Raw genomic sequence first — 11,685 nt, forward strand, 5'->3', positions numbered from 1 at the left:
TTTGTTTGAGCCATGATCTTTGCCGAAAACCGGTTTCCACTTTTCGGGATCATGCTCTAACAGGACGTTGAATTGTCAACCTTCAGGTGCGCATTCCGCATGGCCGCTCTCAAGCTCATCGCGCTCGACGACCAGGATCTGAGCATCGTCTCGGCCCATGTCCAGGACGCCGTGATGAAGGTCTCCGACCTTGAATACCTGCCGGCGGCCAAACGCTTCGTGCTGACCATGAACCGCTTCGTCTGGGAGGCGAGGTCCGGCTTCTTCCGCCAGCACAATGAGCGGCGGCAGAGCGTTCTGCATTTCGACCGCGTGCTTGGCGCCAAGACCAGCGGCATTTCCCGCGACAAGCCGGCCGAGGTGCTTTCGCTGCTGGCGGTCAGCTTCATCGCGATCAGCAAGCCGGCCGGCATAATCGAGCTGGTGTTTTCCGGAGGCGGCACGATCATGCTCGACGTCGAATGCATCGAGGCGCGGCTCGCCGATATCGGCGGCTCCTGGGAAGCCACCTCGCGACCCGTGCATAGGGGCTAAAGCGCAATGGCCATAACGCTTAGCCAGCAGGACGCCGATTTCGAGCAGCGTTTCGCCGCCTTTCTATCGACCAAGCGCGAGGTTTCGGCCGATGTCGAGGCCGTGGTGCGCGACATCATCGCGCGCGTGCGCGCCGAAGGCGACAAGGCGCTCATCGACTACACGCTCAAATTCGACAAGGCCGATCTCGGCAAGCTCGGCATCGCCGTCTCGAAAGACGACATCGCCGGGGCCTATGCCGCGGCCGACCCAGTTGCAGTCGAGGCGCTCAAATTCGCGCGCGACCGCATCCGTTCGCATCACGAGCGGCAGAAGCCGAAGGACGACCGCTACACGGACGCCGTCGGCGTCGAGCTCGGCTCGCGCTGGACGGCGATCGAGGCGGTCGGCCTCTATGTGCCGGGCGGCACGGCGAGCTATCCGAGCTCGGTGCTGATGAACGCCGTGCCGGCCAAGGTCGCCGGCGTCGAGCGCATCGTCATCGTGGTGCCGGCGTCAGGCGGCGTCATCAATGCGCTGGTGCTGGTCGCGGCCGACCTTGCCGGCGTGTCCGAGATCTACCGCGCCGGCGGCGCGCAAGCCATCGCCGCGCTCGCCTACGGCACCGAGACGATCCGGCCGGTCGCCAAGATCGTCGGGCCGGGCAATGCCTATGTCGCGGAGGCCAAGCGCCAGGTGTTTGGCACCGTCGGCATCGACATGATCGCCGGGCCGTCGGAAGTGCTGGTCGTGGCCGACGCCGACAACGATCCGGACTGGATCGCCGCCGACCTGCTGGCGCAAGCCGAGCACGACGCATCGGCACAGTCGATCCTGATCACCGACAGCCCCGAATTCGGCAAGGCGGCTGAGCAGGCTGTCGAACGCCAGTTGAAAACCCTGCCGCGCGCGGAGACGGCGGCAGCAAGCTGGCGCGATTTCGGCGCTGTGATCCTGGTGCCGTCGCTCGCAGCCTCGCTGCCGCTGGTCGACCGCATCGCGGCCGAGCATGTCGAGCTTGCCTTCGACGACGCCGAGGCCTTCCTCGCCAAAATGCGCAATGCCGGCGCCGTCTTCCTCGGCCGGCACACGCCGGAAGTGATCGGCGACTATGTCGGCGGCTCCAATCACGTCTTGCCGACGGCGCGCTCGGCGCGCTTCTCGTCTGGCTTGTCCGTGCTCGATTTCGTCAAGCGCACGTCGATTCTGAAGCTCGGCCCGGAGCAGCTCAAGGCGCTGGCGCCGGCGGCGATCGCGCTCGCCAAGGCGGAAGGGCTCGACGCGCACGCACGCTCCGTGGCGATCAGGCTGAACATGTAAGCGATGTCCGGCCACCACCACCAAAACCGCAACAGGCTGATCGACGTCGAGCTCGACGAGTCGATCGGACGTTCGACACCCGATGTCGAGCATGAGCGGGCGGTGGCGATCTTCGACCTGATCGAGGAAAACAGTTTCCGGCCGGTCAACGACGATGGCGCCGGCCCGTACAAGCTGAAGCTGTCGCTGGCCGAGTCGCGCCTGGTGTTTGCCGTCAGCCGCCAGGACGACGCCGAGGTGGTCACCCACATCCTGTCGCTGACGCCGCTGCGGCGCATCGTCAAGGATTATTACCTGATCTGCGAAAGCTATTACGAGGCTATCCGCTCCTCGACGCCCAGCCATATCGAGGCGATCGACATGGGCCGGCGGGGACTGCACAACGAAGGCTCGCAAACGCTGATGGACCGGCTGGCCGGCAAGATCGAGATCGATTTCGACACGGCGCGCCGGTTGTTCACGCTGGTCTGCGTGCTGCACTGGCGGGGCTAGTCCTGGCCGCGCTGCCGCATTCGATCCTGTTTGTGTGCGGTATGAACGCCGTGCGCTCGCCGATGGCCGAGCAATTGGCGCGACGGCTATTGCCCGCCACCACCTTCGTCGCCTCGGCCGGCGTGCGCAGCGGCGAGCGCGACCCCTTCGTCGACGCCGTGCTGGCCGAGGAGGGTCTGACGCTCGGCGAGCGGCAGCCGAGAACGCTCGACGACCTGGAAGACGATTATTTCGACCTGATCGTGACGCTGGCGCCGGAGGCGCACCACGCCGCCCTTGAGCTCACCCGCTCGCTCGCAGTCGAGGTCGAATACTGGCCGATGCCCGATCCGACCGACACCGTCGGCACGCGCGAGCACATCATGGCCGCCTATCGCGACGTGCGCGAGCGGCTGAAAGCGCGCATCGCCAAGCGTTTTGCGCCGCCGGAAGGAAAAAGCGCTGGCGATTAGAACCTTTCCGGCCTGGAGCGAACCGTTGTGTTTCTCTGACGGCGAGACGATCCACGCGGAGGGTGGCGAATGCCCGATGTGGTGCATCGGGCGAGCCGCCCGACAATGTGGCGCGCACAAGCGGAGAACAGAACGGTTCAATCCAGGCCGGAAAGGTTCTAAGCATGTTCACAAGCGAGCGATTATCATATAGGTTCCGCCGCGAATTCCGGCCGGCCGCCGGAACCTCCATCCAAGCAAAGGTATCGAATGCCGAAGGAAGAAGTCCTCGAGTTTCCAGGTGTGGTCACTGAACTGCTGCCCAATGCGATGTTCCGCGTAAAGCTCGAAAACGAACACGAGATCATCGCCCACACGGCCGGCCGCATGCGCAAGAACCGCATCCGCGTGCTGACCGGCGACAAGGTCCTGGTCGAGATGACGCCTTACGATCTGACCAAGGGCCGCATCACCTACCGTTTCAAGTAACAGCCCGGCGCCAACCGCGATGAGCAACCTGCAGAAGCTCGTGCTTGCCTCGGGTTCGCCGCGCCGCATCGAGCTGTTGCAGCAGGCCGGCATCGAGCCGGACCGCGTGCTGCCCGCCGATGTCGACGAGACGCCGCTGCGCGCCGAGCATCCGCGCTCGCTGGCGAAGCGCCTTTCCAAGGACAAGGCGGAGAAGGCGCTCATCTCGCTGAAGAGCGAGGAAGACTATGCGCCGGCCTTCATTCTCGCCGCCGACACGGTGGTGGCGGTCGGGCGGCGCATCCTGCCCAAGGCCGAGACCATCGATGACGCCGTGAACTGCCTCGGCCTGCTTTCCGGCCGCTCGCACCGGGTCTATTCCGGCATCTGCCTGATCACGCCGGGCGGCAAGATGCGACAGCGGCTGGTGGAGACCAGGGTTCGCTTCAAGCGGCTGCCGCGCGAGGAGATCGACGCCTATGTCGCCTCGGGCGAATGGCGCGGCAAGGCCGGCGGCTATGCCGTGCAGGGGCTCGCCGGCTCCTTCGTCGTCAAGCTGGTCGGCTCCTACACCAATGTGGTCGGCCTGCCGCTTTATGAAAGTGTCGCGCTGCTTTCCGGCGAAGGTTTCAAAGCGCACCAGAACTGGCATGCTTCGCGGCCATGAGCATGGACGACAAGGTGACACCGCTGAGGCCGAAGCGCCCCTGCCCCGAATGCGGCAAGCCTTCCGCGCGCGAGCACTATCCGTTCTGCTCGGCGCGCTGCAAGGACATCGACCTCAATCGCTGGCTGAAGGGTGCCTATGTCCTCCCGGGCCGCGACGATGAGGAAGAAGAAGACGAAGGCTCGAAACAAGGCCCCTCGCCCAAGGACGAGCCGTGAACGCGCGCGGCAATTGGCCCTTTCTGGCGATTTTTCTTTATCAACACCTAAGCGCTGGACAGGCCGAATTCCCGTGCTATAACCCACGCGCTTTCAAGGGGCGCCGCCCGGCGCCCTGTGAAACCCGGCGGGCGATCCCGTTAGCCGGCACAGGCCCAGATAGCTCAGTTGGTAGAGCAGCGGACTGAAAATCCGCGTGTCGGTGGTTCGAATCCGCCTCTGGGCACCATCCCCTCTTCTCTCGACAGTCTCTTTCGCCGAAGCTTCAACGCTTCTGTCTCGGCAATTCATTGAAATACTTACTGATTTCGGCGCGTAAAGCGCAAATGGTCGGGTTTTGTGGAAATTCGGCGCAGTTGATCCAACGAGGAGCGGGGCTGGTATTTTCGCTGGTATTGGAGATCCTGATGGTATCGATGCAGCCAAATGGAGGTCCCGAAAATGGCCCTTTCCGACGTAAAATGCCGAAATGCCCGACCCGTTTCCAAGCTCGTGAAATTGTCTGACGGTGGCGGGCTCCAGCTTTGGGTGCAGCCTACCGGATCTCGCCTGTGGCGCCTCGCCTATCGTTTCGGCGGCAAGCAGAAGCTTCTTGCGTTGGGCAGCTATCCTCTCATCTCCCTCGCTGAGGCACGCGAGGCGCGCGATACCGCCAAACGTCTCCTCCTACGTGGCATCGACCCCGCACAGGAGCGTAAGTCGCAAAAGGTTTCGGCGGAGAACACCTTTCGCTCAATCGCCGAGGACTATGTCGACAAGCTGAAGAAGGAGGGACGTGCCGACCGGACCATCACCAAGGTCAAATGGTTGCTCGACTTTGCGTATCCAACGTTTGGGGACAAAAGCGTTCGGGAGATCGATCTAGCCACAATTCTTGCCACTCTCCGGAGCGTGGAGGTTCGCGGTCGATACGAGTCGGCTAGGCGACTGCGCTCCACCATTGGCAGTGTGTTTCGATATGCGATCGCAACCGCGCGCGCCGATGTAGATCCGACGATCGCCCTGAGGGGCGCACTCGTCTGTCCGACGGTCACGCCGCGTGCCGCGGTTACCGATCCTAAGGCCTTGGGAGGCTTGCTGAGGGCGATCAATGCATTTGACGGACAGCCTACAACCCGAGCCGCCCTAAGGCTGATGGCCCTGATGTTTCCCCGCCCCGGCGAGCTGCGCGCGGCCGTTTGGGACGAGTTCGATTTCGAAACGTCGGTGTGGAGCATCCCTGAAGGACGCATGAAGATGCGACGGCCGCACCGTGTACCTCTTTCCAGGCAGGCGGTCAGCGTCCTGACCTCACTTAGAGAAATCTCTGGTGGTGGATCGCTGTTGTTTCCTAGTGTTCGATCGGGTTCGCGTCCGATTTCCGACAACACGCTTAACGCCGCCCTTCGCCGTATGGGCTATGGCAAAGAAGAAGCTACCGCGCACGGTTTTCGAGCAACGGCATCAACTCTGCTAAACGAATGCGGAAATTGGCATCCGGATGCCATAGAGCGGCAACTGGCCCACATCGAAAACAACGGCGTTCGTCGTGCCTACGCCCGGGCTGAGCATTGGGAAGAGCGTGTCAAGATGATGCAGTGGTGGGCAGATTATTTGGATGAACTCGAAAGAAAAAGCACGCTAGTGATCTCGATCGGGCGACGCGGCAAGCCTGCCGTTCATACACCATCGCGACCGTCCACTTTGAACCCAACAGCGACGGCACACCAAACCGAAATGAATCTCCAACCCGACGACCAATTGGGCGTAGGTCATCCCGCCACCGTCGTCGGGCAGAAAAGGACGTCCCAGTAGAACTCCCGCGATCCCCGAGGCGCGCGAGCGATAGTCCCCATCGTCTCACCTACGAACGTATGGGTCTGTCTCGCCTTCGGAATGATGCGAGTCGACGAGCGCGCTTTCCGCACGCGCTTGGCTGTCCGGCGACGGCATGAACAGCAAGGTCAGATGATAGCTGCTCTCGTAATGCGCGACTTTGCCTTTCGAAAGCGCCGCGCCGTTCTTCATCGACGACGCGACCGGCCGGCTGTTCTTGACGCATTGTTGGCTCCGGCGGTTGCGGGTTTGTCTTTAGAATCAGTCGCTTGATCTAAAGTGTACCTGAAACCGCCGGGCTTTACCTGCGGAAATATCGCGATTCTTCCAACAAATTCAGTAGCTTGCCCTTTATGGATGGGCACTAATCTAGCGAGGGGGCCCGACTGAACCGCACCCGATCAGGCTGCGCAATCCCGACCAGCTGACGCCCGATCGGGCGCTCTCGTTGTGGTCATCCCCCACCGCCAAGCGACATTTCTACTTTGCTGGCGCCGCGACATTCGAACTTGGTTGCAACATCGAAGCACAAAAGACGAACGTTAGGCGTTGAGTGTTCTTGACGTCACAACTCTGGCGTCGGTTTCTGCCCTTGACTCCAACCCGGCGAGAATTGTTGAACGGCTGGGTTGGGGCCGACAGTGAACTGTCGGCTGTTGAACGTGCCGAATGGAATAGCTGCCGTTCATCAATGGTGCTCCAGCGGCAAGAATACCGCAGGGGTGAATTCCTCGAGCAAGCCTGGCACGCCACAGGCGAACTCGTGGCCGTCAGCCGGTTACCGGACACTGAAACGGCCGACGAGAGCTGCTAACCATCAGAAAAAAATTGAAGCCATTGTATGCCCCTCCGGTCTGAAAATTCATACAACATAAGGATTTCGTGGTATTGGGTGCTACGGGGGCTAAGATGTCTAACATATCCGAAGCAGAGGACAAGTTGATCGAGCGGGTGTCTCGCGAGTTCGAGCTACCGCCGGTGACCGTGCAGGCGTTGTTGGATCTCGAAAGCGAATTCCCGAACATGTCCGCCCGCAGCGCCAAGTCGCGCTTGACCCGAAGGGTCGAAGAAGTCATCTCAGCCGGCCTGGGGTCGAAGGATTGAAGTTCGTTTCCTTCGATATCGAGAATATGTTCGCCTATAACGGGACCTGCTCGGTGGATCTGTCCGAGACGCAGGATGGTGAGCGCAACATAGTGCTCATCAAGGGGCGCAACGGCGCCGGAAAAACTAGCCTGCTCAACAGCGCGAAACTCCTCTTCGCGGGCGCGCAGGACGAGTCTCTGCGGCGGGTGGGCTTCTCGCGCACCGCACTTACAGATAAGCAATATGTTCTGGGCCAGCCCGGACGTTGGTCCGGGGTGTTCAACAAGACCGCGCGGCAGCAGGGGCATAACCGTGCTAGCGTGTCGTTGTGCTGGACCGAAGGCGGCGTGGTGCATCGGGCGCGCCGCACTTTCGTTGGCCAGAAGAGCTTTTCGGCATACTCCGAACTGGTCGAATTCGGCCCGGTAAGTTCGCCGCTTGATGGCAACGCTGCGGAAGACGCGCTGCAGGCAATGCTCCCGCGCGAATTGGTGCCCTTCTTCTTTTTTGACGGCGAACAGGTGCAGTCGCTCGCCGACGCGGAGATCGGACGCGAGGCCGGCGAGATCGAACGTCTTTTGGGGCTGCACTTCGTAGCACACCTGATCGATAAGGTGAACGACGACGCCAACCGCCGAAGCCGGGCGCGTTTGCCTGTCGACGTCATGAAAAGCGTCGTTGAGGCGGAAAACGCCGCCCGAGAGGCTCGCGCCAACGAGGCCGTCCAGGCGCGAGCACGGGTGGCGGCCGAGGAAGAACTGCTTGATCTGGAGGCCAGGCGCGCTCGGCTCGATGGGGAACGGCAACGTTTGCGCAGCGGCACCCTTTCGGAAAGCGAGGCGAAGCGCTTCCACGACCGGTTGGAAGTCCTGGCAACCCAACGTCAGACCCTGGCAGACGAATTAGCGGAACGCCTGCCGCTCGAGATCGTCTTCCGTACCCAGCCACACCTTGTGGATGAGGCCTTCGCCGTTTTGGACCGCCAGACCACGGCCGACGCGAGCCTGGCCGGGAGATTACATGCGGAATTACCGGCCATGACGGTACGCAGCCTCACCACGATCGAGGATCCGGTGACGCTGAATGCCAAGCAGCAGACTGACCTGCAGAACGACATCAGGGAATCGTTGCGAACGCTCGGCGTTGTGTCCGGCGATCAGCATCCGGTGTTGGCGTCGCTAAGCGCCAAGAAGACCAAGGCGCTGCGCGACCGGTTCCTAGTCTGGAGAAGCCGCGGAGCCGCCGACTTCGCCGAGGAACGTGCGCAACTTCGTCGCATGCGCGAACTGGTCACCGAGACGCGTAGATTGCGCAAGGAGCTGGACGAAGCGGAGCTGAGCACCGACGAGGCTCGAGCGCGGTATGAGGAAATCACCGCCGAGATTACTAGGATCGGAGAAGCGATTCGCGACGCGATGCAGCGGTCAGCCAAGGCACTGGTGGACGAAAAGGGCTTTGCCCACGAAGCCGTTGGCCACGACGAACGCGCCGTCCAGGAGATGAAGGAGTACAAAGTCTCCATGGAGCTGGACGAAGGTTATCGGTTCGCTCTCCGGGCTAAGCGCGCCCTCGAACGCTATCTGGAACTGCGGCGCTCACGCATCCGACAGTCCGTGGAGGATCGGGTGAACCAAAAGGTGGCCATCCTACTCGCGCCCAGTGAATTGGTGAAAAGCGTCCGCCTCGACGGACAATTCATCATGAGCTACTTCGACCAGGACGGCGAGGAGGTCTCGCGCCACAGCATCTCGGCAGGCATGCGCCAACTCATCGCCATGTCGATGCTTTGGGCGCTGAAGGAGGAGGCCGCCCGATCCATCCCGGTGATCGTCGACACGCCCCTGGGCCGTATCGACTCCACCAATCGCAACCTCCTGATGCGTGACTATTTTCCGGAGGCTGGCGCGCCTCTCATCCTATTGCCGACCGACACCGAATTCACCGAAATCGCCGACGATCTGCTCGGTGAGCATATCCGGCGCCGATACCGCATCGACAACGAGGGCGGCGAGACCGCCAAGCTGATGCCGGTAGAGCTATGAAGGACAGCATCTATTTCACCGTCGAGGAGCGCGCGTTTTTCGAGCGCATTATCGACGACGGTCTGATGCAGGACGGCAGGCGCGGCGTCTACTGGTGGATTGTCCGCATCGCCATCGCCCGCTCCCTACAGGAAAGCGACGAACCGGACGAGCGCTACAGGGCCATGCCGAAGTCGCCGAGCGAGTTGCATCTGGAGCAGATAACCGGTCGCGCGAAAGAACCCGATTACGACGACGCTTTCGCGCTGCTATTGTCCCTTCGCCGGGACGAGGACCTGTTCGAGAACCACGACCTGTATGTCGAGGTGCTGCAGCGCCACGCGCGTCGTGGTATGGAATTGCTGCACGAAAGCTGGTTGCCGGGTACAAGTTTCCACGATGTCCTCCTAGACAGCCTCTACTTCCGGCCGTCGGTCGACGACGATCACTCGACCAACAAGGGTGACGTACAGTTCGATATCCTCAAGAAGGGACTACAGCAGATCGGCGTGGACGCGAACCCGATCGGCGAGCCCATTTCAGGACCCCGCCTCTCTCGTCACAGGCTGACCTTGGGCGGCGTCGAGGACTACGACAGACTTCGCCGCGGCCTCGAGGATCTGGCCTTCGCCATCGGTCTGGGTACGGGTACGATCGCTTTCGGCCGCGAACCCGGCGAGCGGCGGGTCGTGCTCGACATTCCCCGGCCGTCCGGCGCATGGCGCGACGTGCCGTGGCCTCCGCTGGTTGAGGCGTTCATGTCCTCCGATGCGGCGTTGGCGGTATGCCCAGGCGTCGACGTTATCGGCGAACCCGTCGTGTTCGACTTCGTCGAGGCGCCGCACATGTTCGTGGCTGGCGCCACCGGCAGCGGCAAGTCAGTCTGCATGAACGCCATCCTTCTGTCGATGCTGGCTTCGGACAACCCGCCCGAGTTGCTCATGATCGACCCGAAAGGCGTAGACTTCGCGGAGTACGACGGGCTCAAACTGTTGCGTGGCGAAAAGGTCGTTACCGAGATGGGGGCTGCCGTGGAAATGCTGCGTGCCGTCGTCGAGGAGATGGACGCGCGACAGGAGCGTCTAAGAGAATTCGGGGCCCGGAACATTGCGGAGGCACGTGCCGCCGGCAGTCCGATGAGACGGCTCGTGGTCGTTGTGGACGAGCTCGCCGATTTTCTGATGTCGCGCACCGGTGCGGAAGAGCCACTGGTCCGCATCGCGCAGAAGGCCAGGGCTGTCGGCATCCACCTCCTGCTGGCGACCCAGCGACCGGAAGCAGCTACTTTCCCCGGTCTGCTTAGGGCCAACATACCCAGTCGCATCGCGTTGACGGTCCAAAAGTCCTCGGACTCTAGGATCATTCTTGACGAGTCCGGCGCCGAAGACTTGATGATGCGCGGCGACATGCTCATTAAGCTGGCCGGGAGACCGCTTCTCCGGGCACACGGCGCGCGTGTGGACGTCGCCGATGTGAAGCGAGCCGTAACCGCAGCCAATTCGAGGCACACATGAACAGACCGACCAAATTCTCTCTGGTGGGCATTTCTACCGTCGACGTCGGCCCTTTGCGGGGAAAGACGTTCGTCCCGTTCCTGGATCCGGCAGGCAACCCCACCAACGTCTTCCTGATCATGGGAAAGAACGGCGCGGGCAAGACCACCATTCTCGACGCCATCTACTGCGCTATGTCCTTGCTGCGGGCGCGCACAAGCGAGGCTTACGGCCACGAGGCGCTCGATAGCGGAAAAGGCGCGATCCAGCTCGACGCGCTGGTCCAGCTTGACGACGGGCGCCGGTCGGTTATGCACCTGATCTCGATGGTGGCGGGGGCGGATAAACCGCTGAAATTTTGGACGCCCGAGGGGTGCGAGCGCATCGGAGTGTACGAGGACCAGCAACTGCTTTTCTTCGGCAAAAGGCTCGGCTACGGCCCTGTCGAGCGATCCAACTCGTCCTCCCCGCTGGCGCTCGAATTCGCCGAGGCGATAATCCAGAGCCTAGACCAGCATCCGCTGTCGCTTTGGGGCACCTCGATGGCCCTGCCGACGGTGCTGTATTTCCATTCCGACCGAGGCCTGCGTCGGCCGCCGCACGAAAACCGATCCATCGTGCGTCCCAAATCCCTGGGCTATTCGCCCGCCCATCTGTTCGGTCCAGACGGCACGAACTGGGCCGAGTCCATCGAGAACCTGCTCGTGTGGTTCGCCTGGCTCGGCGACGACCGGGAAAAGATCTGCCGGGAGATCGTGAACGACGTTGTGTTCAAGGGAACGAAGCGTCTCGGCGCCGTTGATCGCAACGAACTGTCGATCCCCGTGGAGACCGCGAGCGGAGACCATCATCGGCTCGACCAGCTCAGCAGCGGCGAACGGCAACTGGTCCAGTTGGCCATCCGTATCGCCGCACACATGACCGGTTCAACGATCGTGCTGATCGACGAGACCGAACAGCATCTGCATACCGTGATGCGCCGTCGCCTCATCAACATCCTCAAGAGTTGGGCGCAAGAGCGCGACGGTCTGAGTTTCGTGCTGACCTCGCACCAGACGGACTCGATGCGGCTTCTGGCTCCGAAGACCGTCGAGGACGGGCTCTTCAAGAGCGGCTGTCTCGTCAAACCCAAGTTCAGGTCGGACGATGACTGACAATGTA

14 protein-coding genes and 1 tRNA gene are annotated in these 11,685 nt (G+C 62.0%); 13 read left to right on the forward strand and 2 right to left on the reverse strand.

Annotated features, from left to right (window positions below):
• The first annotated feature begins 99 nt into the window (after positions 1 to 99).
• The 9 genes from EH240_RS11070 to EH240_RS11110 all read left to right on the forward strand — a co-directional run bounded on the left by EH240_RS11070 (position 100) and on the right by EH240_RS11110 (position 5,903).
• Positions 100 to 534 (forward strand): DUF2948 family protein, encoded by a 435-nt coding sequence (locus EH240_RS11070; RefSeq protein WP_124998059.1) that lies wholly within the window; start codon positions 100 to 102, stop codon positions 532 to 534.
• Positions 535 to 540: 6 nt separating this feature from the next.
• Positions 541 to 1,833 carry a histidinol dehydrogenase gene (gene hisD, locus EH240_RS11075; RefSeq protein ID WP_124998061.1) on the forward strand — a complete coding sequence of 431 codons (1,293 nt, stop codon included), beginning with the start codon at positions 541 to 543 and terminating at the stop codon, positions 1,831 to 1,833.
• A 3-nt stretch (positions 1,834 to 1,836) separates the two neighbouring features.
• On the forward strand, positions 1,837 to 2,325 hold the full coding sequence (locus EH240_RS11080) for a UPF0262 family protein (protein ID WP_124998063.1): 489 nt from the start codon (positions 1,837 to 1,839) through the stop codon (positions 2,323 to 2,325).
• Positions 2,313 to 2,777 carry an arsenate-mycothiol transferase ArsC gene (locus EH240_RS11085; protein ID WP_124998065.1) on the forward strand — a complete coding sequence of 155 codons (465 nt, stop codon included), beginning with the start codon at positions 2,313 to 2,315 and terminating at the stop codon, positions 2,775 to 2,777. The genes EH240_RS11080 and EH240_RS11085 overlap by 13 nt, the downstream gene beginning before the upstream one ends.
• 249 nt (positions 2,778 to 3,026) lie before the next feature.
• Positions 3,027 to 3,245, forward strand: coding sequence for a translation initiation factor IF-1 (gene infA / locus EH240_RS11090; RefSeq protein WP_006200926.1), 219 nt, complete (start codon positions 3,027 to 3,029; stop codon positions 3,243 to 3,245).
• 19 nt (positions 3,246 to 3,264) lie between these two features.
• A complete protein-coding gene (locus EH240_RS11095) occupies positions 3,265 to 3,891 on the forward strand; it encodes a Maf-like protein (RefSeq protein WP_124998067.1) in 627 nt (208 codons plus the stop codon).
• Complete coding sequence (gene yacG / locus EH240_RS11100) at positions 3,888 to 4,109, forward strand: DNA gyrase inhibitor YacG (RefSeq protein ID WP_124998070.1); 222 nt, start codon at positions 3,888 to 3,890, stop codon at positions 4,107 to 4,109. The genes EH240_RS11095 and yacG overlap by 4 nt, the downstream gene beginning before the upstream one ends.
• Before the next feature lie 153 nt (positions 4,110 to 4,262).
• A tRNA-Phe gene (locus EH240_RS11105) sits at positions 4,263 to 4,338 on the forward strand.
• Between the two features lie 212 nt (positions 4,339 to 4,550).
• Entirely contained in the window at positions 4,551 to 5,903 is a 1,353-nt protein-coding gene (locus tag EH240_RS11110; RefSeq protein WP_245435936.1) for a tyrosine-type recombinase/integrase, read from the forward strand.
• Here the strand turns inward: EH240_RS11110 and EH240_RS38815 are convergent.
• Together EH240_RS38815 and EH240_RS37885 are read right to left on the reverse strand one after the other, a co-directional pair.
• Positions 5,861 to 6,016 (reverse strand): non-canonical purine NTP pyrophosphatase, encoded by a 156-nt coding sequence (locus EH240_RS38815; RefSeq protein ID WP_083918691.1) that lies wholly within the window; start codon positions 6,014 to 6,016, stop codon positions 5,861 to 5,863. The two genes, EH240_RS11110 and EH240_RS38815, sit on opposite strands and share 43 nt — an antisense overlap.
• Positions 5,949 to 6,116, reverse strand: a complete 168-nt coding sequence (locus tag EH240_RS37885; protein WP_167483988.1) for a hypothetical protein — start codon at positions 6,114 to 6,116, stop codon at positions 5,949 to 5,951. The genes EH240_RS38815 and EH240_RS37885 overlap by 68 nt, the downstream gene beginning before the upstream one ends.
• 717 nt (positions 6,117 to 6,833) lie before the next feature.
• Between EH240_RS37885 and EH240_RS11120 the strand changes: the two genes are divergently transcribed.
• From EH240_RS11120 to EH240_RS11135, 4 genes are read left to right on the forward strand one after another with little or no spacing between them, the layout of a single operon-like run.
• Positions 6,834 to 7,028 (forward strand): hypothetical protein, encoded by a 195-nt coding sequence (locus EH240_RS11120; RefSeq protein WP_124998072.1) that lies wholly within the window; start codon positions 6,834 to 6,836, stop codon positions 7,026 to 7,028.
• Positions 7,025 to 9,052: a hypothetical protein gene (locus EH240_RS11125; protein WP_124998074.1), complete on the forward strand. Its 2,028-nt coding sequence runs from the start codon at positions 7,025 to 7,027 to the stop codon at positions 9,050 to 9,052. Before EH240_RS11120 ends, EH240_RS11125 begins: the two co-directional genes overlap by 4 nt.
• Positions 9,049 to 10,545 carry an FtsK/SpoIIIE domain-containing protein gene (locus EH240_RS11130; protein ID WP_124998076.1) on the forward strand — a complete coding sequence of 499 codons (1,497 nt, stop codon included), beginning with the start codon at positions 9,049 to 9,051 and terminating at the stop codon, positions 10,543 to 10,545. The genes EH240_RS11125 and EH240_RS11130 overlap by 4 nt, the downstream gene beginning before the upstream one ends.
• Positions 10,542 to 11,678, forward strand: coding sequence for an AAA family ATPase (locus EH240_RS11135; protein ID WP_124998078.1), 1,137 nt, complete (start codon positions 10,542 to 10,544; stop codon positions 11,676 to 11,678). Before EH240_RS11130 ends, EH240_RS11135 begins: the two co-directional genes overlap by 4 nt.
• The last annotated feature ends 7 nt before the right edge of the window (positions 11,679 to 11,685 follow it).

Source organism: Mesorhizobium tamadayense (assembly GCF_003863365.1).
In the GTDB taxonomy this organism is placed as follows: Bacteria; Pseudomonadota; Alphaproteobacteria; order Rhizobiales; family Rhizobiaceae; genus Mesorhizobium; species Mesorhizobium tamadayense.

Excerpts from the sequence above, each read along its gene's own strand:
- EH240_RS11070 (WP_124998059.1), top strand. The coding sequence starts at position 100 with ATGGCCGCTCTCAAGCTCATCGCGCTCGACGACCAGGATCTGAGCATC.
- hisD (WP_124998061.1), top strand. The coding sequence starts at position 541 with ATGGCCATAACGCTTAGCCAGCAGGACGCCGATTTCGAGCAGCGTTTC.
- EH240_RS11080 (WP_124998063.1), top strand. The coding sequence starts at position 1,837 with ATGTCCGGCCACCACCACCAAAACCGCAACAGGCTGATCGACGTCGAG.
- infA (WP_006200926.1), top strand. The coding sequence starts at position 3,027 with ATGCCGAAGGAAGAAGTCCTCGAGTTTCCAGGTGTGGTCACTGAACTG.
- EH240_RS11095 (WP_124998067.1), top strand. The coding sequence starts at position 3,265 with ATGAGCAACCTGCAGAAGCTCGTGCTTGCCTCGGGTTCGCCGCGCCGC.
- yacG (WP_124998070.1), top strand. The coding sequence starts at position 3,888 with ATGAGCATGGACGACAAGGTGACACCGCTGAGGCCGAAGCGCCCCTGC.
- EH240_RS11110 (WP_245435936.1), top strand. The coding sequence starts at position 4,551 with ATGGCCCTTTCCGACGTAAAATGCCGAAATGCCCGACCCGTTTCCAAG.
- EH240_RS37885 (WP_167483988.1), bottom strand. The coding sequence starts at position 6,116 with ATGAAGAACGGCGCGGCGCTTTCGAAAGGCAAAGTCGCGCATTACGAG.
- EH240_RS11120 (WP_124998072.1), top strand. The coding sequence starts at position 6,834 with ATGTCTAACATATCCGAAGCAGAGGACAAGTTGATCGAGCGGGTGTCT.
- EH240_RS11130 (WP_124998076.1), top strand. The coding sequence starts at position 9,049 with ATGAAGGACAGCATCTATTTCACCGTCGAGGAGCGCGCGTTTTTCGAG.
- EH240_RS11135 (WP_124998078.1), top strand. The coding sequence starts at position 10,542 with ATGAACAGACCGACCAAATTCTCTCTGGTGGGCATTTCTACCGTCGAC.